Origin of the sequence: Enterobacter cloacae complex sp. P24RS (genome assembly GCF_014982165.1) — a bacterium.
Lineage (GTDB): Bacteria > Pseudomonadota > Gammaproteobacteria > Enterobacterales > Enterobacteriaceae > Enterobacter > Enterobacter quasihormaechei.
Window position 1 is genome coordinate 104,432 of record NZ_JADCKU010000001.1, and the last position, 23,745, is coordinate 128,176.

The following is a 23,745-nucleotide window of genomic DNA, read 5'->3' on the forward strand; positions in this document are numbered from 1 at the left end:
ATGCCGGGTGGCGGCTACGCCTTACCCGGCCTGGATGGGGCACGTCGTAGGCCCGGTAAGCGCAGCGCCACCGGGCGAATCACAGATTACGATTTCGTCGACTGCTCAAAGCGGCGCAGCAGCTGATTGCCGCGCTCTACCGCAGAGTCCAGCGCCTGCTGCGGGGTTTTCTTCCCGGTCCACACGCTTTCCAGCTCTTCATCCACGATGGTGCGGATCTGCGGCATGTTGCCCAGACGCAGGCCTTTGGTAAACGGCAGCGGCGGCTTATTCAGCATCTGACGCGTCGCGATATCCGCGCCCGGGTTTTTGCTGTAGAAGCCCTGCTCGCGGGTCAGGTCGTACGCGGCCTTGGTGATCGGCAGATAGCCGGTTTTCTGATGCCATTCAGCCGCGTTTTCCGGCTTCGCCAGGAAGTCGAGGAACTCGGCCACGCCCTTATAGGTGCCGCTCTCTTTACCCTGCATCACCCACAGGCTGGCCCCGCCGATGATAGCGTTCTGCGGCGCGCCTTTTACGTCGGCGTCGTACGGCATCATGCCCACGCCGTAGTTGAATTTGGCGTAGTGACGGATATCCGCCAGCGAGCCGGAAGACGCGGTGGTAATGGCGCAGTCGCCGTTGTAGAACTTCTCGGTGGATTCGTCTTTACGCCCGAAGTAGCTGAAGTCGCCCTTCTTGTTCAGATCCGCCAGCAGCGCGATGTGCTTCACCTGCTCCGGCTTGTTGAACTCCAGAACCGCGTCGGTGCCGTCGAAGCCGTTGTTTTTGGTGGCAACCGGCAGGCCGTGCCAGGCGCTGAAGTTCTCAATCTGGATCCAGCCCTGCCAGCCGCTGGCGTAGCCGCACTTCATGCCCGCCGCTTTCAGCTTCGCGGTGTACTCGGCCAGATCCTGCCAGGTTTTTGGCGGCTGCTCCGGATCCAGGCCCGCTTTTTTGAAGGCATCTTTGTTGTAGTACAGCACCGGCGTGGAGCTGTTAAACGGCTGGGACAGCAGGTGGCCGGTTTTGGAATCGGTGTAGTAACCGGAGACGGTCGGCACGAACTGGGATTCGTCAAAGTTGATGCCCGCGTCTTTGAACACTTCGTAGACCGGCTTGATGGCTTTCGAGGCCATCATGGTCGCGGTGCCGACTTCATACACCTGCAACAGCGCAGGCGCGTTGCCGGTACGGAAGGCGGCGATGCCCGCGCTCAGGCTCTGCTCGTAGTTGCCTTTGTACACCGGCACAATTTTGTAATCCTGGTGGGTGTCGTTGAAACGCTGCGCCAGGGAGTCAACCTCTTTACCCAACTCCCCTTCCATGGAATGCCAGAACGGAATGGTGGTCACGGCCATTGCGTTCGTCGCAAAAGCCAGACCGATTGCCAGACCCAAAGCCGTGTGTCGTAACGATGTCATTGTCATCTCTCTTATTATGCCGGATGCGCGATATCACGCGTTTTGTGCTCGCGAGGTAACATGACATGCTCGAATGACAGAAAAATAACTGTTTGTTTACAGATAAATGACGGCCAGGCGTCAGGGGGATGATGGTTGTGTGAAGGGGTTAATATGAAAAAAGCCGGGTGGCGGCTGCGCCTTACCCGGCCTGGAGGGTATCCGTAGGCCCGGTAAGCGTAGCGCCACCGGGCACTACAGACGGCTCAGCCGCCCAGGTACGCGCTCCGCACCGCTTCGTTCGCCAGCAGCGCATCGCCGGTATCCTCGAGCACCACGCGACCATTCTCCAGCACGTAGCCGCGATCGGCGAGCTTCAGCGCCTGGTTGGCGTTCTGCTCGACGAGGAAGATGGTCATCCCCTCTTTGCGCAGTTGCTCAATGGTGTCGAAAATCTGCTGGATGATGATCGGCGCAAGACCGAGCGACGGTTCGTCCAGCAGCAGCAGGCGCGGCTGGCTCATCAGCGCGCGGCCAATCGCCAGCATCTGCTGTTCACCGCCGGACATGGTGCCCGCACGCTGGATGCGGCGTTCCCACAGGCGCGGGAAGAGTTCGTACACCCATTTTATGCGGGTGTGATACTGGTCGCGATCAGCAAAAAAGCCGCCCATCGCCAGGTTCTCTTCCACCGTCATGCGCGAGAAGACGCGGCGCCCTTCCGGGACAATCGCCACCGCTTCACGCATAATTTTGGCGGTCTGCCAGTCGGTAATGTCTTTGCCATCAAACACAATCCGCCCGCTGGTGGCGCGCGGGTCGCCGCACAGGGTGCCGAGCAGCGTGGTTTTTCCCGCGCCATTGGCGCCAATCAGGGTGACGATTTCACCCTGATTGATGTGCAGGCTGACGTCGTGCAGCGCCTGGATCTTGCCGTAGTGCGCATTGACCTTGTCGAACGTTAACATCGCTTTTTCCATCTTATGCCTCACCAAGGTATGCGCGGATCACGTCCGGGTTGTTGCGGATCTCTTCCGGCGTGCCGTTTGCCAGCGGCGTGCCCTGGTTTACCACGTAGATACGGTCCGAAATGCCCATCACCAGCTTCATGTCGTGCTCAATCAGCAGGATGGTGGTGTCGTGATGATCGCGCAGCTCGGCAATCAGCTCGTCCAGCTCTTTGGTCTCTTTCGGGTTGAGGCCCGCCGCCGGTTCGTCGAGCATCAGGATCTCCGGCTGGGTCACCATGCAGCGTACGATCTCCAGCCTACGCTGGTCGCCATAGGCCAGGTTGCTCGCCTGACGGTTGGCGTGCTGGAGCAGGCCGATACGGTCGAGCCAGGTGGCGGCGCGATCGAGCGCCTCCTCCTGCGTGCGGCGGAAGGCCGGGGTTTTCAGCAGGCCGGAGAACAGGCCGGTTTTGAGCTGCTGATGCTGTGCCACCAGCAGGTTCTCAATCACCGTCATCTCGCGGAACAGCCGCACGTGCTGGAAGGTACGCACCACGCCCATGCGGGCAATCTGCTGGCCCGGCAGCCCTTCCAGGTGCTGGTCGCGCAGCATGATGGTGCCGCCCGTCGGCTTGTAGAAACCGGTCAGGCAGTTGAAGACCGTGGTTTTCCCCGCGCCGTTCGGGCCAATCAGGGAGACGATCTCTTTTTTATGCAGATCCAGGTTCACGTTGTTGACCGCCAGCAGGCCGCCAAAACGCATCATCAGACCGTTAACGGATAATAATGACTGACTCATGCCTGCTCTCCTTTCGCTTCCGCACGCTTAAGCTTCAGCTGTGGACGCGTCATCGGCAGCAGACCCTGCGGACGCCAGATCATCATCAGCACCATCAAACCACCCAGCATCAGCATGCTGTATTCGTTAAAGTCGCGCATCAGCTCGCGGGAGACCACCAGCAGGATGGCCGCGAGGATCACGGCGAACTGCGAGCCCATCCCGCCGAGTACCACAATCGCCAGCACAAAGGCCGATTCGGCAAAGGTGAACGACTCGGGGCTGACGAAGCCCTGGCGCGCGGCGAACAGCGTGCCGGCGAAACCGGCAAACGCGGCGCTGATGGTAAACGCGGTCAGCTTGATGCGGGTCGGGTTCAGGCCCAGAGAGCGGCAGGCGATTTCATCTTCGCGCAGCGCTTCCCACGCGCGCCCAGCGGCATGCGCAGCAGGCGGTTGATCACGAACAGGGTAATGACCACCAGCAGCAGCGCCACCAGGTAGAGCCAGATCACGCGGTCGGACGGGTCATATTTGATGCCGAAGAAGTTGCTGAAGGTATCCCAGCCGCCTTCGCGGGCGGTACGGCTGAACTCCAGGCCGAAGAAGGTCGGCTTCGGGATCTGGCTGATGCCGTTCGGCCCGCCGGTCACTTCGGTGTTGTTGAGCAGCAGGATACGGACGATTTCACCGAAGCCTAAGGTCACAATCGCCAGGTAGTCACCGCGCAGGCGCAGCACCGGGAAGCCGAGCAGGAAGCCTGCGGCGGCAGAGACCAGCCCCGCCAGCGGCAGACAGGTCCAGAAGCCGAGGCCGTAATAGTGGTTCAGCAGCGCGAAGGTGTACGCGCCGATAGCGTAGAAACCGCCGTAGCCCAGCACCAGCAGGCCGGACAGCCCCACCACCACGTTCAGACCGAGGCCGAGGATCACATAAATCATGGTCAGGGTGGCGATGTCCACCGTGCCGCGCGACACCATAAACGGCCACGCCACGGCAGCCACCAGCAGCGCCACGAGGAACAGCTTCTGCTTTACCGTGGTACCGTCGATTGCCGGCAGAACGAACTTCGGCCCGGAGACGTTTTTCAGCGTCTTCTGGAACAGCGGACGCAACAGCTGGAACAGAAACACCACGGCGGTGCCGATAAACACCCACTGCCAGCGGATGTCAGGGGCGGTATCGACCACCAGTTTCGTGCCGTCCAGCCCTAACTGGACGCCCATAAAGACGCCCGCCAGTACGAAGAACATGGCGGCAGAGAGCAACGCCATAGCAAAATGCATCGGTTTCATACTTTCTCTACCTCCGGACGGCCCAGAATACCGGTAGGCATCACCAGCAGAACCAGAATCAGCAGGGCAAACGACACCACGTCTTTATATTCGGTGCTCAGGTACGCCGAGGAGAGCGCCTCCGCCACGCCCAGGATCAGGCCGCCGATCATCGCGCCCGGAATGCTGCCGATACCGCCCAGTACCGCCGCGGTGAAGGCTTTCATCCCGGCCATAAAGCCGATGTACGGGTTAATTACGCCGTAGAACTGGCCGAGCAGAACCCCCGCCACCGCCGCCATTGCGGCACCAATCACGAAGGTCAGAGCGATGACGCGGTCGGTGTTGATGCCGAGCAGACTCGCCATCTTCAGATCTTCCGCGCAGGCGCGGCAGGCGCGTCCCATGCGGGAGTAGCGGATGAAAACGGTCAGGGCCAGCATCGCCAGGAAGGTGACAACCCAGATAACCAGCTGCATGGTGGTGACAGAGGCAGAGAAGTTTTCGCTGGCTCCCACAATCCACTGGCCGTTAAACAGGCTTGGCAGCGCCACGTCGCGCGAGCCTTCGGTCAGGCTGACGTAGTTTTGCAGGAAGATCGACATACCAATCGCGGAAATCAGCGCAATAAGACGCTTGGAGCTGCGCACCGGCCGGTAGGCCACGCGCTCAATGCTCCAGCCGTAGGCGCTGGCGATCACAATCGCGCCGACAAACCCGGCGGCCACCAGCAGCCAGCTGCTGTCGATGCCCATCATCATCAGCGCGGCGATGATCATAAAGGAGACGTAGCTACCGATCATGTACACCTCGCCGTGGGCGAAGTTGATCATGCCGATAATGCCGTAAACCATCGTATAGCCGATGGCTATCAGCGCGTAGGTGCTTCCCAGCGTGACGCCGTTAAACATCTGCTGCAAAAAGTAGAGAAACTGCTCGGACATATGCAAACCTTTTTATACCCGCCCGGAGAGCCGGGCGGTGGGATAATTATTTGGCGACCGAGGAAGACCCGTCGGCGTGCCACTTAAAGACACCAAATTCAAATCCCTTCAGATCGCCTTTCTCATCCCAGTTCAGCGGCCCAATCACGGTGTTCGCCCCGTGTGCTTTTAAATCTTTCACCAGATCCAGCGGTTCTTTGCTGCCGGTACGGTCCATTGCCGTTGCCAGAGACTGCACGGCCGCGTAGGTGATCCAGACGTACGGACCGCTCGGATCTTTCTTCTGTGCCTTGAGCGCATCCACGATAGCTTTGTTGGCCGGATCCTGGTCATAGCGTTTTGGCATAGTGACCAGCATACCTTCGGCAGAATCCCCCGCGATGTTGGACAGAGAGGCATTGCCCACCCCCTCTGGCCCCATAAACTGGGTTTTCAGGCCGGTGGCGCGCGCCTGGCGCAGCATCTGGCCCATTTCCGGGTAGTAGCCGCCGTAGTAGACGAAGTCGATATTCTCTTTTTGCAGGCGGGCGATCAGCGCGGAGAAGTCTTTTTCACCGGCGGTAATGCCGTCGAAGAAGACGATGTTCGCGCCGCCTTTTTTCAGGCCGTCCTGCACGGAGCGCGCCAGACCTTCGCCGTACTGCTGCTTGTCATGAATGATGGCGATACGCTGTGGCTTAACGGTCTCGAGGATATATTTGGCGGCGGTCGGTCCCTGAGAAGAGTCCAGGCCGGCGGTACGCATGATGTGCTGATAGCCGCGCTGGGTCAGCTCCGGGTTGGTGGCGCCCGGGGTGATCATCAGAATGCCTTCGTCCTCGTAGATGTCGGACGCGGGCTGCGTGGAGGACGAGCAGAGGTGGCCAATGACATACTGGATGCCATCGTTAACGATTTTGTTGGCGACCGCGACGGCCTGTTTCGGATCGCAGGCGTCGTCATATTCCACGCCCACCAGCTTGTCGCCTTTGATGCCGCCCTTAGCGTTGATGTCTTTTATGGCCTGGCGCGCACCGTTGAACTCCATGTCACCCCACTGGGCAACAGGACCGGACATCGCACCCACTACCGCAACTTTAATGTCCTCCGCCATAGCGGTATGCGAGATCGACAGTGCGACCATCCCCGCGATTAACGTCTTCGCGTTCCTTTTCATCTCAGAATCCCCATTCGTGAAGTGATGTTTATATTTTGTTTTATTATGGTTAAAAAGCATTCTGTACTTTTAATGAACAACGCTATTTTTACCAGTGCCTTTAAGGGTTTAGCGCGGTTTTTTATCAAAAACCAGACTAATATCTCTATTTTTCAGGAGATTAAGGAAAGATAATATTCTGAATTCAGGCAGAGATAAACAAATAAAAGCGCGTTTTGCAGCATAAAATAACGGTACAATGCGCGGAATAAATCACTGCCCTTCAGGTTAAAATCCTGCTTATTTTTCAATCCATGTGTTTTCGAACTGCCCATGTCGCCGCTAAAAAACGAATCACCTGGCAAACGGGAATAAAAAGAGAACGCGCCTGAGCAAATAAATTGAGTACACTGGCCCTACTTTTTTTGATTTGGACAAGCAGCTAATGAAACTGACAATCGTTCGTCTGGTGACCTTTAGCGAACAGGATCATATCGACCTGGGCAAGATCTGGCCGGAATATTCCCCTTCGTCGTTGGCCGTCGATGAGAACCGCCGCATTTATGCCGCGCGCTTTAACGAGCGCCTGCTGGCCGCCGTTCGCGTAACGCTGAGCGGTACGGAAGGCGCGCTGGACTCGCTTCGCGTGCGCGACGTGACCCGCCGCCGTGGGGTCGGGCAGTATTTAATTGAAGAGGTGATCCGTGAAAACCCGAGCGTGACCTCCTGGTGGATGGCCGACGTGGGCGTAGAGGATCGCGGCGTGATGGCGGTGTTTATGCAGGCGTTAGGGTTTACGGCGCAGGCGAACGGGTGGGAGAAGCGCTAAAAACTCGCGCCGCATGAAGCTTGTGCGGCGCAAGTGTGTTACAGCGGCACGCTGATCACGCTCACCGGCAGCGAGCGCAACAGCTGCCCCCAGGCACGGTGGCGGCTTTTCTCTTCACTAATATCCAGCCCGATACCGTATACCAGTTCGCCCTGCCACGTTCCCCAGACATAGCTCATCACCTGTGATGCTCCCAGCCGATGGCTATCCCACTGGGGGTGAAATTCTGCGGGCGTACCGCCGGGATGCGCTTCGCTGATACTGTCACAGGTCGCAAAAAACGCGTGAAATTGCTGGTGCAGAAACGCGTGCTCCAGCTCCTGGTTACTGGCGTCCGCCAGCGTCTGTATGTGCTGCTGAAACCGAATAAGCAGCGGGCGCGGCGGGCGAATGCCGTAGTAATAATCCAGCAGGTAGCCTAGTCCTCCTTTGCCCGACTGACCATTGATGCGGATGATCCCTTCGTAGCTACGGCCAATATCGTGCGGGTCGAGGGGTAAATAGGGCACATCCCAACGGGTGCGGTATTTTTGCAGCTCCATTGATTTGCGGATCGCATCCTGATGCGAACCGGAAAAGGCGGTGAATACCAGGCTTCCGGCGTAGGGATGGCGCGGCGGCACCGTCATTCCCGTCGCCGACTCATAGACATTCACCACCTGCGGAAGCTGGCTGAAATCAATCAGCGGATCGACGCCCTGCACCAACAGGTTTAACCCCAGCGTGACCAGATCGACATTGCCGGTACGTTCGCCGTTGCCAAACAGTGTGCCTTCTACACGTTCAGCGCCCGCAAGCAACGCCATTTCCGCTGCCGCCACCGCGCAACCGCGATCGTTATGAGGATGCACGCAAAGCGTCACCTTCTGGCGGTGGCGAAGCTTACCTGAGATCCATTCAATCTGGTCGGCATAGACGTTTGGCGAAGCCAGCTCGACGGTTGCAGGCAGGTTGATGATCACCTCCCGCCCCGTCTTCCCCACCCACAGGTCGATAACCGCGTTGCAAATCTCCAGCGCAAAATCCATCTCGGTGGCAGTAAAACTCTCCGGGGAGTACTCCAGCACCCAATTTTGCTCCACCTTTGCCATCTCCTCCAGCAGCCAGCGCACGCCCTGTAGCGCCAGTTCGATCACCCCAGCGCGGCTGAGATTAAAGACCTGCTCGCGCTGCTGTAACGACGTAGAGTTATAGAGATGCACCACCGCCTCTTTTACCCCACTCAGGGCGGCAACGGTGTCGGCGATAAGGTTTTCTCGCGCCTGCGTCAGCACCTGGATGCGTACGTCATCGGGGATCAACCCGTCGTCTATCAGGGTTCGTACAAACTGGTAGTCGGTTTCCGAGGCGGCGGGAAAACCTACTTCAATCTCTTTGTAGCCCATCGCTACCAACTGCTGATAAAGTGCCCGCTTTTGCTGAGGGTTCATTGGCTCCGGCAGCGCCTGGTTGCCGTCGCGCAGATCAACGCTACACCAGCGTGGTGCGTGGAGCAGCGCGCGTGTCGGCCACTGTCGGTTCGGCAGTTCAGGCTGCGGCATCGGGCAATATTTACCACTGGTCACATGCGCGCTCATGCTGCGTTCTCCTGCTTTTTCTCCACCTTCGGGAAAAACCAGAGCGCAATAACCGCACACGCCGCTGAGGCGAGCCAGACGCTGCTCCAGCTAAAGTGCGTTTGCATCCAAGGGATAGCGATCGGAGTGATAAACATCACCACGAACACGCTGGTGTTGCCCATTGCCAGCGCTGTTCCGGCGCGTTTTGCCCCCGCCATTGACGCCAGCTCGGTATAGGCCACGCCATGCCAGGCTGAGACCACCACGCCGGAGAGGATAAATAGCGCCGCCAGTAAGGCAAGGGTTGCTCCCTGATGCGGCAGAGTCGGCCAGATGCCTACCAGCACGCTCAGCAGCACAAAAGCCAGAATGCTTATCAGCGTGCAGCTTTTGAGATAACGCTTACGGTTTTTATTTTTGTCCGTCCAGCGTCCGCTCCAGATGCGCGACACCATCGCCCCAACCTGGATAACCGCCAGGCACACGGACACTACGGCCACGTCGATATGGGCGAAGTCGTGCAGGAAGACCGATCCGAAAGTGAGCAGCGCGAACTGCGGCCCGCAGAGAATGCCGATTGCCAGCACGATTTTCCAGATGGCAGGATCGTACAGCGGCCCTTTGCCCGGTACGGCAGACGCAGTAGCAGCCTGAGCCGTATTGCCCCCGACGCGATCCGGCTCGTGCAACCACAGCCAGGCATAAAAACCCACCACGGCGCACAGCAGCGCAGAGACGATAAACATCGTTACAAACCCCCATGTAGCCGCCAGCCAGGGGAGAAGTAACGCGCCAATCCCATAGCCCATCGGTACCGCGGTCTGACGGATACTCATCGCCAGACCGCGCTCCCCCTCCTGAAACCAGGCCATGATCGCCCTGCCGCTGGAGCCGTTTACGCTGCTGCCAAGCAGTCCGATAAACAACACTCCGGTAATAAGCAGGCCGTATGCGGGAATAAAACCGTTATGCGGCGCGGCAAAGGCCGCCATCAGCAGCAACATCGCGCCGGTACTTAACAAGCCGGTCAGCAGGATCGGGCGGTCGCCCCAGCGGTCGGTCAAAAGCCCCCAGGGCAGCTCGCTAATCGCGATCCCCAATCCCAGCATCCCAAGCACGAACCCCAGCTCGGCATTGCTGATGTTGTAATCGGCACGCATAAAGACCGCCGTCGCCGGCAAGCCTCCTACCACCATTGAGAAACAGGCGTTGGCCGCTACGCCAATACCCAACACTTTCCAGCGGTGGCGCGCGCCGCGCAGCAGAGTCGTTGCAACTTCTGTCATCAGAGGGCCTCCTGAGTGGCATTAAACGTCCGGCGAGCCGGGAAAAGATCGGCGGTTTTTCGCCGTTCAGCGGTACTGCCAATCACCTCCAGAGCCGCCAGATGTTTCACGTTATTCACCGCCGCAACGGCATCTTCCAGCACTACGACGTGAAAACCGCGATCGTGGGCGCTCATCGCCGTCGCCAGCACCACAAACTCGGTAGAAACACCGGCCAGCACCAGCGTGTCCACGCCCATGCTTCGCAGCGTCAATTCAAGGCTGGTCTGGTAAAACGGATCAACCCGATGCTTGCGGACAATGCTCTCCTCCGGCAGCGGTGCCAGCGCTTCGACGATATCCGTCGACCAGGTGTCAAAACGCAAAAGCCGGTTGCGACGTGCGATATCAAAAACCTCGGAGCCGGTTGGGCATTCAACGTAGTTTTCAGAAAAACCAACTACCACATGCACCACCGGAGTATGAGCGGCACGCGCCCCTGCCAGCGCCTGAGCAGCCTGTTTAATCACCCCTTTTTCCCGCACCTGCTGGTAGTAACCCATCTGCGCGTATACGCCATCGGGATGGACTATCTCATTGAGAAAATCCAACATCAGTAACGCCATTTTTTTCATCGTCTTTATTCCTGCTTAAGATCGGCAGCGGGTAGCGCCGTTAAGATGTGTTCTGCAATGGCATCCGCATCGCAGATAAAATCAGTCCAATAGCCCGGGCGGCTGCTGCCAGCGGACATAAACCAGCGCGTGTGTTCGCTGGGAATACCAATAACGTAAAGCTGGGGAACCGCCTTCCCCTGCTGGTTAAGGGGATGATATGGCGCGCGGGTAACCGCCACGCCGCCGGTCTGAAAGCGGGTATCGGCATCTTCCACGGTGAAGTTTTGCCAGAGACCACGCTGGCGCAGCGCCTGAGTCAGCGGCGATAGATCCCGCGTCAGATCCTGCCCCGGCACCCTGGCGTCCAGCAGCGTCTCTACGCGCCACACGGCCCCTTCTACCTGTGGGGAAGAGAGCTCAAAAGCAGCGCTTTCCACGCCGCAGGTGATCTGCATACGCGGCCCGACGACCGCCAGAATGCCGGCGTCAATCAGAGCGAGCATTTGTCGGGTTCGGTAGCGCGGCGGCCCGGCGGAAAGCAGCGCACTCACCGGGGAGTAGCGGGAGAGAAACGCATCGCGAAACGAGGCCGGAGCCAGACCGCCGAAATCCACCACTCTGCGCACCAGCCCGCGAGTATCGCGCAGCGTATCCAGCGCTGCCTTAAGCGGGTTATCCACGTTACCTCCCTCCGCGTGTTCACTATCGCGAACCAGCTCTTCGCGCAGCGCGGCGTGGAAATGGCTCGCGGAGATGAACCGGCGCTCACGAAAGGGATCGCCGAGCTGATAAATATCCAGTGCAGGCACATCGGTGAGGCCAAAGCGCGCGGCGATGTCCGGCAGGCTATCAAACGCCTCAACCTCCAGCGCCTGCGCGCAGGCACGAAATTCCAGCTCGGCGGAAAGGCCAAAACGCTGGCGCAGCGTGGTGGCGTACCAGGTCAGGTTGACCTCTGCCATCAGCAGCGGCAGCACGTCGCGATCAAAATCGAGTTGTCCGCGGGCGGCCAGGGCCTCGGCACGCTCCTGGGTAAAAAGCACGCTTTGATAGCGGAAGTTAGCGGGCTTCTGGTTACGCCCACGGCCGGGGATGGGCAGACTACTGCGTGAACCGGCCACCAGACGCGGCTCGCGCCCGGAGGGTTGATAGCGCAGTGAGCCATCGGCCTGCTCAATAAACTGGCCGCCGCGCCCGGTGGTTAACGCCGCCATGACATCCAGAAACGACAGCCCCAGTCCTAAAATGCCGACGGCGCTGCCGGGGGCGATCTCCTCCAGCGGCATATCGGCGGCTGAATCGCCAGGCACCCAGCGCAGCGACGGATGAGTGTCTGCATAGGCCTGCCAGCGCTGCTCCTGTTCGCTCAGGCTGTTACGGGGATGGCCGCTGGCAATAACCACGCGGTCTACCGTGAGGGTTTCACCATCGCGAAATAACAGCACCGCCCGGCTATTGTTCAACGGCACTATGTCTGTTACCTCCGCCTGTCGAGGGCAAAAGCGCTGCGCCGGGCTAAACGAGGCTTTGATGCAGTTCAGAACGAAGTGCATATATTCGCCATACAGCGCACGCGGCGCCCAGGCATTCTCGCCAGGGAAGTCGTCCCGCGTGGCACGCCACCAGGCGGCGAGCGAAGGGCCGCAGCCTGGACGAGCCGTTGCCACGTCGCCTTCGCCGGAAAAGGCGGAGACTTCTTCCGCTACGGTATTCATGACGAAAGCGGCATCCTGTTCCTGGCGCCAGATACGGCCCGTTCCGGGGTGCTGTTTATCGATATAGTGGATTTCCACCCCGGCGTCCGGCTGGTCCTGTAAACGCGCGGCGAGGCGTTCAAGTACCGAAAGCGCCCGAGGGCCATTGCCAATAATGGCGATTCGAAGCGCTTCGCTCATGACGCCACCTGCTTTAGCGGATACGGGCAGTCAGCGAGCGCCTGGCTGATGCTATCCAGCGCGGCGATAAGCGTGTCAGTCGCCCCGGCAAACGACAGGCGAATCGCGCTGGATTCCTCCTTGCCGAATGCGGTACCCGGCGTGACGGCAACATGGGCGTGAGTCAGCAGCCAGTGTGTTACAGCCCGGGCGTCCCCCATACCCAGGCCGCTGATGTCGGCGTAAACGTACAGTCCTCCCTCCGGCGCCCGGCAGGCGATCCCCGGAATGGCGTTTAGCCGGTTTACCACCAGATCCCTGCGCTGACGGTAGTGCGCCACCATATCCAGCATCGGCTGACGGTCACCAATCAGCGCGGCCAACCCGCCCTGCTGCACGAAGGAGCCGGCGCATCCCACGCTGTGCTGCTGAACTTTAAGAATTTCATTGAGCAGAGTTTCCGGCGCGCTGAGGTAGCCGAGCCGCCAGCCGGTCATCGCCCAGGCTTTGGAGAAACCGCTGATAGTGACGGTACGCTCAAACATGCCGGGTTCCGCCGCGAGGCTACGATGGCGTCCCGGCAGATAGCGGATATGTTCGTAAATTTCATCCATCACCACGAACAGGTCATGCTTCTGCGCGACCTGGCAGACCGCGTCGATCTCCTCTGTTGTTAACACCCGCCCGGTGGGGTTGTTCGGGTTATTAAGCAACAGCACGCGGGTTTTCGCGGTGATGCAACTTTCTAGCGCCTGACGGGTGAGGAAGAACTGATTCTCTTTTGCCAGCGGCAGGGTCACCGGCTTCGCCCCGGCCATTTCCGCCATTGCGATATAGCTCACCCAGCAGGGGGTGGGGATCACGATTTCATCGCCAGGATTCAGCAGCGTCATCAGCGTAATAAACAGCGCGTGTTTCGCCGAAGGCGTCACAATAATATTTTTATTCCACTGAACCGGCAGCTGGTTTTCTTCAAAGAGCTGGCTGGCGATGGCTTTTAATAATCCAGGCGTACCTTTACTGGCGGTGTAATGGGTCATGCCATTTTTCATCGCCGTTATAGTGTAATTAGTAATATGATTTGGTGTGGCGAAATCAGGCTCGCCGCCGCCTAAATCATAAATAAATTTCCCTTCCGCCTGCATGGTTTTAACTTTATCGAGAATGGCATAGGTTTCTGATAACCCTATACGCTTTACGCGATCGGCGACGTTTCTCATCGTACATGTTCCGTTAAATAAAGAAATAAATTTTGCGAAGCGGACTAATCTTCAACCCGGCCAAAAATACCGTTATGCCAGTGTTCCTGATATTTCTCGGCAGTTTGCCGATCGCGGAATGCATAGGTTTTTAATAGCCAGCGGCGCGCGGCATTCTCTTTATCCTTAATTTCAATTTTTTCCCGGTTGTGCAATCCATCCTGGTTGGCGAAGGTTAAAAGGTCGCCCTGCAAAATCCGGTGGCGCTGTTTATCCGCTTTGGTCATCGCCTGCATAAAAGCAATCAGGGCGTCTTTTGCCTCATTGGGCGCCTCTGGCGCAACGTGAGTCAACGTATCCAGGTAACGAATGCTATGGTGATTTTTCAAAATGGCGTGATCCGGCGAGCTCACCTGACGGCGGTTGGTTTCACGGGAGTAAACGTCAAACTGGGTGCGATACCACGGCTGGCGAAGCGCCGCCTGCTGGTCGTCCGTCAGGTGCGCCAGAATGGCTTTGCCGTCAATATAGCCGGTAAAAATCAGCTCCTCGTCCGGGCTGCGTAGACCCAAAAGCGTGACGAAATCAGCGCGTACCGCGTGAGCGGTACGGTCGTTATGGTAGACCAGTTCACTATCGCTAAAACCCGTTAATTGCCCGCTGTATTTGCGAATAGCAATAACATCGGTAAAGAAATCTCCATTATTACGGCTGCCGTAGGCTAATAACGGTGTATCGGTTAGCAGCGAAAAACATTCCAGCAGTACCTCGCCGATAAATGTTTTTTTCTTTTTATATTTATCGCTAATGGGATTTTCCGGATCCAACTCAGGCAAGTCGATATCCCGTGGGCAATTGCGTAATACATGAATATCACTTACGCCCGACTCGCGTTCATTTTTAATTGCGGTACAAATATCGACAAAAAAGCCTGGTACGCCTCTAAAATAACAAATCTCAGCAACCGCAAGCTTAAACGCCTGATAATCCGTATAAGGATTAACAACAATTTGCTGGAAGAAGCGGGTTAATTCTTTGTTTTCTTCATCCGAAAAATGATAAAACGGTTTCATGATGTCTTGCACCCTGTTAATGAGCTGATTGTAAGTAAGTAGAATTAACGGTACTGACGTTTTAAATCATTAAATGAGGTTATTTCACCCTTTATTGCGCTGGCGACCACCGTCGAAGGGCTGCCTAGCCAGACTTTCCCCGGACCTGAGCGGCCAGGAAAATTTCGATTAATGGCGCTGATAGTGACCTGCCCAGCATCCACCGACGATCCGGGGCCGCAGTTTGCGCAGGCACCGCAGGCAGGTTTGAGCAGTATCGCCCCAGCCTGATGGAACGTCTCCAGATACCCTTGCTCGCGACAGTAGTCGTAGACATCCATGGTGCCAAACTGTAGGTAGAGCGTCACATCCGGCGGCAGTTGTTTACCCCTGGATAAAGCCCAATCCAGCACCGCATGATATTCATCAAAATCATCCCGCTTGCCCGCAGTACATGAACCGCCGTAGGCAATATCAATTTTAACCGGCTCGCTCAAAGACGACAGCGCCAGTCCATTACCCGGATCGCCCGGCAGTGCAATCATTGGCGCAAGATCGATGCAGTCAATCACCATTGTTGAGGCGTAATGCGCGCCCTCATCGCTACGCATCCACGCTTCAATGGTGAAATCGATTCCGCGACGGGCCTTCAGGAAGGCAACAGTCTGCGCATCGGGCGCCACCAGTCCTGAAACGCCACCCAACTCTGCCACCATATTGGTGAGCGTGGCGCGTTCGTCCACCGATAATCCCTCGACGGCCTCACCACAAAATTCAAAGATTTTGCCAATACCACCTCCCTGACGGATCCACTCCGTTGCCAGCAGGTGCAGTACCATATCTTTCGCGCCAGTGCCTTCCGGCAGCGTACCGGTGAACACTACTTTCACCGTTTCCGGCGGCGTCATACGAAAAGCGCCGGTAACCATGCTGCCTGCCATATCGGTGCTGCCGACGCCCACAGCCAAACAGCCCAGCGCACCACAGTGTGGGGTGTGGGAATCGGTGCCGATGATAAGCTGCCCAGGCAGGGCGTGGCGCTCCGCCATCAGCGCATGGGAGATACCTTCTGCACCCTCGCCGTCCGGGTTGTATCGGTGTGCCGTCAATCCCCACGTTTGGGTAAACGCCCGGTGAGCCGCCAGCAGGTGTTCCAGGTCGCCGGTAAGCTGCCCGTCAATATGCACTTTGCTTTGATGCATGTACGGCAGGTGATCTTCAAAGGTGATGATCGAATCCGGCTGCCACAGGGTCAGCTCGCGGCCAAAAGTCCGTTTCAGCATATGGCCACACATGGCGGTGTAATACTCATGGATAAAGCGCCAGTCCGGGCGCAGCAGTAGCGCGGTGCCGGGGAAATCTCCCTGCTCCAGACGATGGCGGGCAATGATTTTCTCCCCCAGCGTCATCGGTTTCGGCTCGCTCGTGGCGGCTAAAGGCGGCAGACCGCTTTTCTCCATCTGTCCTTTCCACCAGGCCAGCAGCCCGCCGGACTGGATAACGCGTCGGGCGCTCTCTTCCCGGTCAGCAACAATCTCTTCAAGGGTGAGCGCTTCTCCGCGCGCCAGTTTGTCCACCAGCGCCATGTTAGTGGAGGTGAGCAAACCTATGTTATCGGCGTTTTGCCGGTAGATCCGTTCAAAACTTTCGGCGATGACCAGCTGTACGCCAGCTGCCTTCTCCGCAACCGGGCTATGCTCGCGGGATGAGCCTTTACCGTAGCGCAGTCCGCCAACCACGACGTTCATCCCTGCCTCAACGATGGCATTTTTTCCTATCGGATTTTCAGCGCCGCACTTCAGGCCCGTCCAAGCGAATGCTCCCAGTCGTTCGTCGTAGTAGGCTAGCGCCGGGATAGGGGTGATTTCATCGGTGGAAATGTTATCGCGCAGCGGCCTGGCCTGCGCCAGCGAAAGAGATTCGCCACGAAGCTGAGCCGTAATTTTGTTCGGGTCTGCCGCCAGGAATAATATTCTGGCCTGAGTTAGCATCAGTTTCATGCGGCGACATCCGTAAGAGCGGCTTCAACGCGGCCGCCCCAGACTGCATAGATGAGCGCGCCCTGCGGCGTTCGCCAGGCGTGCTCGCTGCCTGGTGCGTAGCAGATTAGCTCACCGGGGTGGTAAACACCGTTATCGTCTTCAAAGGTGCCATCCAGAATCAGAAACGTTTCATGCCCCGTATGGAGATGAGATTTTGCAGATGCCCCCGGCGCGCAATGCACTAGCGCGATGCGCTGCCCTGAATCATCCTGAAAAAGTTCGAAAATGCGCGCATCCTTGCGATCAAGCGTGCTGTGGGCTTCCCAGGCGACGCTATCAATATTCTTCAACACCGAAAACAAGTTCAGGGTAACGGGCAGACCGTTATTCATTCTCTCTTCTCCCAAAAGCCAGGCGGTATTTATTTGAGCATTGCGATCACTCCAGCAATAGCTTGTTTGTAATACGCTTCGGACTGGGTTGCCCTGGCGATAACAAACGCCCCCTGCATGACTGAAATGAGCGTTAATGCCGTTTGTTTTACATCCAGATCGGCAGAAAATTCACCGGAGGTTTTTCCCTCTTCCAGCACTTTTTCCAGCTCGCCGATCAGCCATTCAAAATTGTTCGCAATGGGTTCACGTAGCGTGTCGTCGCGAATCACTTCGCTATCCTGCGCTAATCCGCCCATCCTGCACCCAGCCAGTACTTCACGTTCACGCAGCAGATAGTCCTTAATTCGCTCACGTGCATTTTTCTCAGCATGCAAAATGGTGGAAATCTCTTTTTGTAGCTCCTCGGCGTTAAGCAGGATCGTCTGTCGGGCCAGATCCGCCTTGCCTTTGAAGTGGTGATACATGCTTCCTTGCCCAACGCCAGAAACCTGTTGTATCTCTTTCGGGCTAGTGTTGGAGTAACCACGGGTCCATAAAAGTTCCTGCATGGTTTTAATCAGTGCGTCTTTGGTTTTCATTTTTGTACCTATTAGTATGTAAAATGGCAATCACTAAATTAGCAAAAAGTTGTTAATATCGACCCTCTCAAATGTTACAGATGTTAATTTTATGTATATGCAATATTCCGATATAAAAATTCCATCACCCCTTTTTGCTCTGCAATAACCACAATAAATGTAGTAAATTCGTTGGGTTACGCTAAAAGTGCATAAGAAAAGCACAGACGAGGCGGTAGTAAAAGCCCTGAAACATGTTGTTTGATCAATATCACCTTCTGGTTTGCCCGATTGTTCTTAATCATCAGGCAAAAGCATAGTGCGATGGCGCTAAATAATATTGTAGTGATAGTAAACAAAACCGGAGGCGGGAAAGAAAAAAGCGAGGAGAGGAGAGACGGCGAGCGGTAAATCCCGCCCGCCGCAGGAAAATTATTTTGCGTCGGTGGCAGTACCGTTCGCATGCCAGTCAAACACGCCGAACTCGAAGCCCTTCAGGTCGCCCTTCTCATCCCATGAGAGCGGCCCCATCACGGTTTCTACCGAATTCGCTTTCAGCCAGGTGGCAATCTCCGCCGGATCGGCTGACTGGTTCAGGCCCGCTTGCAGAGACTGCAATGCTGCGTAGGTGGTCCACACGAACGCACCGCTTGGATCCTGTTTCTTCGCCTTGATGGCATCCACCACTGGTTTGTTCGCAGGTACCTGGTCGTAGTTCTTCGGCTTGGTCACCAGCAGGCCTTCGGCAGATTCACCCGCGATGTTAGACAGGGAAACGTTCGCCACGCCTTCTGGCCCCATGAACTGAGTCTTCAGACCCGCCGCACGCGCCTGACGCAGGATCTGCCCCATTTCCGGGTGATAGCCGCCGTAGTAAACGAAGTCGATATTCTCTTTCTTCAGACGCGCCACCAGGGTAGAGAAATCTTTCTCGCCGGCGGTGATACCGTCAAAGAACACCACGTTGGCGTTCGCTTTTTTCAGGTTGTCCTGCACCGCGCGCGCCAGGCCTTCACCGTACTGCTGTTTATCATGAACAATCGCGATGCGCTGCGGCTTCACTTTCTCCACGATGTATTTCGCGGCGGTTGGGCCCTGATCGGAATCCAGACCGGTGGTGCGCAGGATCAGCTTGTAGCCGCGCGCGGTCAGCTCGGGTGCCGTCGCTGCCGGGGTGATCATCAGAATGCCTTCGTCTTCGTAGATATCAGATGCGGGCTGCGTGGAGGAGGAGCACAGGTGACCGATAACATATTTGATGCCGTCGTTCACCACTTTGTTCGCCACCGCGACCGCCTGTTTCGGGTCACAGGCATCGTCATATTTTACGATTTGCAGCTTTTCGCCTTTGATACCGCCCTTAGCATTAATGTCTGCAACCGCCTGTTCTGCGCCCGTAAATTCCTGGTCGCCGTACTGTGCTACCGGACCGGACATCGCGCCCACCACGGCCACTTTAATATCGGCCTGCGCCATGGTGCTGAATGCCAACGCGATACATCCTGCCAGTAACGCTTTACCCTTCATATTCATCCTGAGATTCCCCATTATTATGGTTATAACGATTGTTGTGATGTTGTTGTGTAGCGCTTTATTTCAGTTATAGGCCTGCTGCTCGCGCTTTTTCAGCATACTCTGCTAAAACATACCCCATTTTTATGATTTTGGAATAGCTAATTTGAAATGAAAATATGATAGGCCCGACCGTTATTTCAGCCGGGCGTTTGGCTTTATCGTGTCAGCGAGGCGGAAATAATATCCAGCGCTTTACGGAACTGTGCTTCGGGGATGGTGAGCGGATAGAGAAAACGGATCACATTGCCGTAAACGCCGCAGCTCAGGAGCAGCAGCCCTTCCGTCAGCGCGCGCTCCTGAACCTGGCGGGTAAATTCCGGCGACGGCTGCCCGGTTTGCGGATCGCTAAATTCAACCGCCACCATTGAGCCCTGCGCGCGGATATCGGCGATATACGGACAACTATCCTTCGCTTTGTTCAGCACCTCGACCAGATGATGGCCGAGATGAGACGCGCGCGTGCAGAGGTTGTCTTCGTCAATCACGTCCAGCACCGCATGGGCCGCGGCGATCGCCAGCGGGTTGCCCGCGTAGGTACCGCCCAGCCCGCCAGGCGCAGGCGCATCCATCACCTCGGCACGGCCCGATACCGCTGAGAGCGGCATCCCGCCCGCCAGGCTTTTCGCCATGGTGATGAGGTCCGGCTTCACGCAGTGGTTTTCCATTGAGAACAGCTTGCCGGTGCGGGCGAAACCGGTTTGTACTTCATCGGCAATCAGCAAAATACCGTGCGTGTCGCACAGGGCACGCAGCGCCTGCATGAAATCAGCGGGCGCGACGTTGAACCCGCCTTCCCCCTGAACCGGTTCAATAATGATGGCCGCCACCTGATCGGGCGCGATGTCGGCTTTGAAAATGCGCTCCAGGCTTTTTAGCGCTTCGGCGGTACTGACCTCGTGCAGGTCGTTGGGGAATTGCGCGTGGTATACCGAGCCGGGGAACGGGCCGAAGCCGATCTTATAGGGCGCCACTTTGCCGGTCAGCGCCATGGTCATAAAGGTACGACCATGGAACGCGCCGCCGAAGGTGATGAGGCCGGGGCGTCTGGTGTACGCACGGGCAATTTTCACCGCGTTTTCGACCGCTTCTGCACCGGTTGAGAAAAAGGCGGTTTTGGCCGGCCCCTCTATCGGCACGCGCTGGTTGATGCGCTCGGCAAGCGCCACATAGCCTTCGTAGGGGACGATTTGATAAGCGGTATGGGTAAAGGCGTGAAGCTGTTTTTCGATGGCAGCGATAACTTTTGGATGGCGATGGCCGGTATTCAGCACGGCGATCCCGGCGGCAAAATCAATATACTCGTTACCTTCCACGTCCCACACCGTGGCGTTTTCGGCTTTATCGGCATAGAAGTGACACATGACGCCGATACCGCGCGGCGTTGCCTGCATACGTCGGTCATTCAGTTCGTTATTTTTCACCCTGCCCCCCTGAGAATGTCGCCTGCTTAGCGCATCAGTAAGTGTTTGCCAGGGGGGAGAAATTCGCCAGAGCGGGCGCTAAAAAAACAGAACCCCCGAATTTGCATTCGAGGGTTATCGGGGACTTCGCCTGAATTACGCTTCGATAGCGGCGCGAAGTTTTTTCATGGCGTTCTTCTCAAGCTGACGCACACGTTCAGCGGAGACGCCGTAGCGGTCGGCCAGCTCCTGCAAGGTGGACTTGTTATCTTCGTCCAGCCAGCGGGCACGGATGATATCCTGGCTACGCTCGTCGAGGCCTTCCATCGCGAAGGTCAGCTTGTTTGCCGCCTGGTCTTCCCAGTTATCCTCTTCAATGCCGTCAGCAAAGTTAGAGGTTTTATCCTGAAGATACAGGACCGGGGCCATCGGCTGGCTGTCGGACGCATCGTCGTCGGCAGACATATCAAACGTCATGTCCTGCGCGGCCATACGTGATTCCATCTCGCGGACGTCTTTGCTGGAAACGCCCAGCTCGCGCGCGACCATTTCCACTTCATCCTGATTGAACCAGCCCAGACGCTGCTTGGTTTTACGCAGGTTGAAGAACAGTTTGCGCTGCGCTTTCGTCGTGGCGACCTTCACAATACGCCAGTTACGCAGAACGTATTCGTGAATTTCCGCTTTGATCCAGTGCACGGCGAAGGAGACCAGTCGCACACCCACTTCCGGGTTAAAGCGACGCACCGCTTTCATCAGGCCAATGTTACCTTCCTGAATCAAGTCCGCCTGCGGCAGGCCGTAGCCCGCGTAATTACGAGCAACGTGAACAACAAAGCGCAGGTGAGACAGGATCAGCGTTTTAGCTGCTTCCAGATCGCCCTGGTAATGCAGCTTTTCAGCAAGCTCCTTTTCTTCCTCAGCCGTTAACATCGGCCAGGTGTTCGCAGCCCGGATGTAAGATTCCAGGTTACCAACAGGGGCTAAAGCTAAAGTTTGCATTTCTTTGGTCATTCATTCCTCTCAATGTTTCTTCTGGTCCAGGTTGTCCCCGTCAGGCAACAACCATGCCAAAGCGTTTGAGCAACGAGATTAGCATTCACTCTTTTATCAGACAGTGATTTTATCCACAAGTTCCAGGTGCAACCGTGAATAAATTACGCACAAAATGTGACATGAAGATGATTACAGGGGAAGAGACGACAGGGACGCTTTCCCTGCAAGCGAACATCTCGGTGCAGGGAAAGATTATATCACGCTTTTATTAGTCGGGAGTAAAGTGGCGTAAATGTTGAACTGTTGCCAGCCATGCCGCTATCCAGCCGATCATGGAGCAGACCAGCAGCAAAAGCAGGCACTCATCGAAGCCTAAGCCACTGATATCAAACTTCGTTCCGAAAACCTGCGCCACTTCGGTGACGGCAGACGAAAGCCGCATCACCAAAATTTCTGACAATATCAGTGAAAGAAATGCGCCGGAAAAACCGAGCAGCGCGCCACCGTAAAGGAACGGACGCAGGATGAAACCGTCCGTTGCGCCAATCAGCTTCTGCACGTTGATGGTATCGCGACGGGCGAAGATGCTCAGGCGAACGCTGTTACCGATGACGAGGAAGACCGCCGCCACCATCAGCACGCCAATCATCGCCGACACGCGTCCTACCAGCCCGGTCAGGGCGGCAAGACGGGCAAACCAGCTGTCGTCCATGCGCACTTCATCAATCCCGTTGATGCGGGTAATGCGGTCGCGCAGGGTGTTGAGCGAATCCGTGCCCTGGAAATCCAGCTTCGGGATCACCACCGCCACCGCAGGCAGCGGGTTCTCTTCGAGCATATCCAGCGCCCCGCCGAAACCGGACCAGTTGCGGAACTCGCCCAGCGCTTCATCGCGAGAAAGATAGTTCACCTTCTCCACGCCCTGTTCAGCCTGAATCTGCCCGACCACCTGCGCCGCCGCGTTATCGTCGAGCGCTTTATCCAGATAAACGGTGATCTGCGGCGACGGATAATACTGTGACGCCGCCTGGTTAACGTTTTTGTAAACCATGTAGCAGACGCTCGGCAGCGTCAGGGAGATGGCAATCACCATCACCGTCAGGAACGTCGCCAGCGGTTTGCTTTTCAGATCCTGCAACGCGCCCTGGAAGGCGTAGCGCACCTGTTCGTTAAAGACGTTGGTTTTGCGGGAGTTCGGCTTCGGTGTCGCTTTGGCACGCTTAGGCGCATGGCGATTGCCGTCCCCGCCGCCCTGAGGCTTGCGGAAACGGTCAAACCGGTTGCTGAACTGCCGAATCTGGTTCATTGCATCACGCTTATTCACCGTGGCCTCCGTGCAAATGTCCGTCGCTCAGGGTCAGCATGCGGTACGAACGGCGGGAGATCAGCCCCATATCGTGCGTCGCCATCAGTACCGTTACCCCCACGCGGTTAAATTCCTCAAACAGACGCAGGATGCCTTCGGAGAGGGCATCGTCCAGGTTACCGGTCGGTTCATCCGCCAGCAAAACGGCTGGCTTGTTCACCACCGCACGGGCAATGCCCACGCGCTGCTGCTCACCGCCGGACAGCTGGATAGGGAAGTTCTTCGCTTTGTCCAGCAGCCCGACCTTATCCAGCGCCGCAGAGACGCGACGGCGGATATCATCGTAACTGGCGCCAGCAATAATCAGCGGGATCGCGACGTTATCGAAAACCGTGCGATCCATCAGCAGGTGGTGATCCTGGAAAATCATGCCGATCTGACGACGCAGAAACGGCACTTCACGGTTCTTAAGACGGCTAATGTCATGGCCGCTGAACCAGATTTTCCCGGCGCTTGGCCGCTCGATCCCACAGATCAGCTTGAGCAGGGTACTTTTCCCCGCGCCGGAATGGCCGGTCAGGAATGCCATCTCGCCTGGCTGGAGATGAAATGTCACCCCCTGTAGCGCTTGTCTCCCACCGAGATAGGCCTTGCTGACGTGTTCAAAGCGAATCATT

20 protein-coding genes and 1 pseudogene are annotated in these 23,745 nt (G+C 57.0%); 1 reads left to right on the top strand and 20 read right to left on the bottom strand.

What is annotated here, in order from left to right:
• Positions 1–86: 86 nt before the first annotated feature.
• The 6 genes and pseudogenes from ugpB to livK all read right to left on the bottom strand — a co-directional run bounded on the left by ugpB (position 87) and on the right by livK (position 6,483).
• The gene (ugpB, locus tag INF58_RS00485) at positions 87–1,403 is read right to left on the bottom strand and encodes a sn-glycerol-3-phosphate ABC transporter substrate-binding protein UgpB (RefSeq protein ID WP_193526781.1); all 1,317 of its coding nucleotides are present in this window, start codon (positions 1,401–1,403) and stop codon (positions 87–89) included.
• Positions 1,404–1,648: 245 nt separating this feature from the next.
• Positions 1,649–2,362 carry a high-affinity branched-chain amino acid ABC transporter ATP-binding protein LivF gene (gene livF / locus INF58_RS00490; protein ID WP_074160928.1) on the bottom strand — a complete coding sequence of 238 codons (714 nt, stop codon included), beginning with the start codon at positions 2,360–2,362 and terminating at the stop codon, positions 1,649–1,651.
• Position 2,363: 1 nt separating this feature from the next.
• Positions 2,364–3,131 (bottom strand): high-affinity branched-chain amino acid ABC transporter ATP-binding protein LivG, encoded by a 768-nt coding sequence (livG, locus tag INF58_RS00495; protein WP_193526782.1) that lies wholly within the window; start codon positions 3,129–3,131, stop codon positions 2,364–2,366.
• Positions 3,128–4,404: pseudogene (locus tag INF58_RS00500) on the bottom strand (high-affinity branched-chain amino acid ABC transporter permease LivM). Before INF58_RS00500 ends, livG begins: the two are co-directional and overlap by 4 nt.
• Positions 4,401–5,327, bottom strand: a complete 927-nt coding sequence (gene livH / locus INF58_RS00505; protein ID WP_063449544.1) for a high-affinity branched-chain amino acid ABC transporter permease LivH — start codon at positions 5,325–5,327, stop codon at positions 4,401–4,403. The pseudogene INF58_RS00500 and the gene livH overlap by 4 nt, the downstream one beginning before the upstream one ends.
• Before the next feature lie 46 nt (positions 5,328–5,373).
• Positions 5,374–6,483 carry a high-affinity branched-chain amino acid ABC transporter substrate-binding protein LivK gene (gene livK, locus INF58_RS00510; protein WP_063865376.1) on the bottom strand — a complete coding sequence of 370 codons (1,110 nt, stop codon included), beginning with the start codon at positions 6,481–6,483 and terminating at the stop codon, positions 5,374–5,376.
• A 424-nt stretch (positions 6,484–6,907) separates the two neighbouring features.
• On the opposite strand from livK, the gene panM reads away from it, so the two are divergent.
• The gene (panM, locus tag INF58_RS00515) at positions 6,908–7,291 is read left to right on the top strand and encodes an aspartate 1-decarboxylase autocleavage activator PanM (protein WP_193526783.1); all 384 of its coding nucleotides are present in this window, start codon (positions 6,908–6,910) and stop codon (positions 7,289–7,291) included.
• Positions 7,292–7,329: 38 nt separating this feature from the next.
• Here the strand turns inward: panM and INF58_RS00520 are convergent, their stop codons facing one another.
• From INF58_RS00520 to ftsE, 14 genes are all read right to left on the bottom strand, one after another.
• Entirely contained in the window at positions 7,330–8,868 is a 1,539-nt protein-coding gene (locus tag INF58_RS00520) for a 2-isopropylmalate synthase (protein ID WP_107534114.1), read from the bottom strand.
• Positions 8,865–10,136, bottom strand: a complete 1,272-nt coding sequence (locus tag INF58_RS00525; protein ID WP_107534115.1) for an MFS transporter — start codon at positions 10,134–10,136, stop codon at positions 8,865–8,867. The genes INF58_RS00520 and INF58_RS00525 overlap by 4 nt, the downstream gene beginning before the upstream one ends.
• Complete coding sequence (locus INF58_RS00530; protein ID WP_107534116.1) at positions 10,136–10,750, bottom strand: cysteine hydrolase family protein; 615 nt, start codon at positions 10,748–10,750, stop codon at positions 10,136–10,138. The genes INF58_RS00525 and INF58_RS00530 overlap by 1 nt, the downstream gene beginning before the upstream one ends.
• Positions 10,751–10,755: 5 nt before the next feature.
• The gene (locus INF58_RS00535; RefSeq protein ID WP_112792215.1) at positions 10,756–12,627 is read right to left on the bottom strand and encodes an FAD/NAD(P)-binding protein; all 1,872 of its coding nucleotides are present in this window, start codon (positions 12,625–12,627) and stop codon (positions 10,756–10,758) included.
• Positions 12,624–13,826 (bottom strand): pyridoxal phosphate-dependent aminotransferase, encoded by a 1,203-nt coding sequence (locus tag INF58_RS00540; protein ID WP_193526784.1) that lies wholly within the window; start codon positions 13,824–13,826, stop codon positions 12,624–12,626. The genes INF58_RS00535 and INF58_RS00540 overlap by 4 nt, the downstream gene beginning before the upstream one ends.
• A 44-nt stretch (positions 13,827–13,870) precedes the next feature.
• On the bottom strand, positions 13,871–14,878 hold the full coding sequence (locus INF58_RS00545; RefSeq protein ID WP_193036033.1) for a TauD/TfdA family dioxygenase: 1,008 nt from the start codon (positions 14,876–14,878) through the stop codon (positions 13,871–13,873).
• Positions 14,879–14,922: 44 nt separating this feature from the next.
• Positions 14,923–16,857: an aconitase family protein gene (locus INF58_RS00550; protein WP_193526785.1), complete on the bottom strand. Its 1,935-nt coding sequence runs from the start codon at positions 16,855–16,857 to the stop codon at positions 14,923–14,925.
• Positions 16,854–17,231 (bottom strand): cupin domain-containing protein, encoded by a 378-nt coding sequence (locus INF58_RS00555; RefSeq protein ID WP_107534122.1) that lies wholly within the window; start codon positions 17,229–17,231, stop codon positions 16,854–16,856. Before INF58_RS00555 ends, INF58_RS00550 begins: the two co-directional genes overlap by 4 nt.
• Before the next feature lie 29 nt (positions 17,232–17,260).
• Positions 17,261–17,812 carry a TetR/AcrR family transcriptional regulator gene (locus tag INF58_RS00560; RefSeq protein WP_107534124.1) on the bottom strand — a complete coding sequence of 184 codons (552 nt, stop codon included), beginning with the start codon at positions 17,810–17,812 and terminating at the stop codon, positions 17,261–17,263.
• Positions 17,813–18,223: 411 nt separating this feature from the next.
• A complete protein-coding gene (gene livJ, locus INF58_RS00565; RefSeq protein WP_015571474.1) occupies positions 18,224–19,324 on the bottom strand; it encodes a branched chain amino acid ABC transporter substrate-binding protein LivJ in 1,101 nt (366 codons plus the stop codon).
• Between the two features lie 197 nt (positions 19,325–19,521).
• Positions 19,522–20,787 carry a 4-aminobutyrate--2-oxoglutarate transaminase gene (locus tag INF58_RS00570; RefSeq protein ID WP_193526786.1) on the bottom strand — a complete coding sequence of 422 codons (1,266 nt, stop codon included), beginning with the start codon at positions 20,785–20,787 and terminating at the stop codon, positions 19,522–19,524.
• Between the two features lie 135 nt (positions 20,788–20,922).
• Positions 20,923–21,780, bottom strand: coding sequence for an RNA polymerase sigma factor RpoH (gene rpoH, locus INF58_RS00575; protein ID WP_000159624.1), 858 nt, complete (start codon positions 21,778–21,780; stop codon positions 20,923–20,925).
• A gap of 250 nt (positions 21,781–22,030) precedes the next feature.
• Positions 22,031–23,086: a permease-like cell division protein FtsX gene (gene ftsX, locus INF58_RS00580; RefSeq protein ID WP_063449549.1), complete on the bottom strand. Its 1,056-nt coding sequence runs from the start codon at positions 23,084–23,086 to the stop codon at positions 22,031–22,033.
• Positions 23,079–23,744 carry a cell division ATP-binding protein FtsE gene (gene ftsE / locus INF58_RS00585; RefSeq protein ID WP_063449550.1) on the bottom strand — a complete coding sequence of 222 codons (666 nt, stop codon included), beginning with the start codon at positions 23,742–23,744 and terminating at the stop codon, positions 23,079–23,081. The genes ftsX and ftsE overlap by 8 nt, the downstream gene beginning before the upstream one ends.
• Between the last annotated feature and the right edge of the window lies 1 nt (position 23,745).

Bases quoted from the DNA above. Each gene is read 5' to 3' on its own strand.
- INF58_RS00520 (WP_107534114.1), bottom strand. From the start codon at position 8,868: ATGAGCGCGCATGTGACCAGTGGTAAATATTGCCCGATGCCGCAGCCT.
- panM (WP_193526783.1), top strand. From the start codon at position 6,908: ATGAAACTGACAATCGTTCGTCTGGTGACCTTTAGCGAACAGGATCAT.
- INF58_RS00545 (WP_193036033.1), bottom strand. From the start codon at position 14,878: ATGAAACCGTTTTATCATTTTTCGGATGAAGAAAACAAAGAATTAACC.
- livK (WP_063865376.1), bottom strand. From the start codon at position 6,483: ATGAAAAGGAACGCGAAGACGTTAATCGCGGGGATGGTCGCACTGTCG.
- INF58_RS00560 (WP_107534124.1), bottom strand. From the start codon at position 17,812: ATGAAAACCAAAGACGCACTGATTAAAACCATGCAGGAACTTTTATGG.
- INF58_RS00555 (WP_107534122.1), bottom strand. From the start codon at position 17,231: ATGAATAACGGTCTGCCCGTTACCCTGAACTTGTTTTCGGTGTTGAAG.
- rpoH (WP_000159624.1), bottom strand. From the start codon at position 21,780: ATGACCAAAGAAATGCAAACTTTAGCTTTAGCCCCTGTTGGTAACCTG.
- livJ (WP_015571474.1), bottom strand. From the start codon at position 19,324: ATGAATATGAAGGGTAAAGCGTTACTGGCAGGATGTATCGCGTTGGCA.
- INF58_RS00530 (WP_107534116.1), bottom strand. From the start codon at position 10,750: ATGAAAAAAATGGCGTTACTGATGTTGGATTTTCTCAATGAGATAGTC.
- livF (WP_074160928.1), bottom strand. From the start codon at position 2,362: ATGGAAAAAGCGATGTTAACGTTCGACAAGGTCAATGCGCACTACGGC.
- INF58_RS00525 (WP_107534115.1), bottom strand. From the start codon at position 10,136: ATGACAGAAGTTGCAACGACTCTGCTGCGCGGCGCGCGCCACCGCTGG.
- ftsE (WP_063449550.1), bottom strand. From the start codon at position 23,744: ATGATTCGCTTTGAACACGTCAGCAAGGCCTATCTCGGTGGGAGACAA.
- livG (WP_193526782.1), bottom strand. From the start codon at position 3,131: ATGAGTCAGTCATTATTATCCGTTAACGGTCTGATGATGCGTTTTGGC.
- INF58_RS00540 (WP_193526784.1), bottom strand. From the start codon at position 13,826: ATGAGAAACGTCGCCGATCGCGTAAAGCGTATAGGGTTATCAGAAACC.
- ugpB (WP_193526781.1), bottom strand. From the start codon at position 1,403: ATGACATCGTTACGACACACGGCTTTGGGTCTGGCAATCGGTCTGGCT.
- livH (WP_063449544.1), bottom strand. From the start codon at position 5,327: ATGTCCGAGCAGTTTCTCTACTTTTTGCAGCAGATGTTTAACGGCGTC.
- INF58_RS00550 (WP_193526785.1), bottom strand. From the start codon at position 16,857: ATGAAACTGATGCTAACTCAGGCCAGAATATTATTCCTGGCGGCAGAC.
- INF58_RS00535 (WP_112792215.1), bottom strand. From the start codon at position 12,627: ATGAGCGAAGCGCTTCGAATCGCCATTATTGGCAATGGCCCTCGGGCG.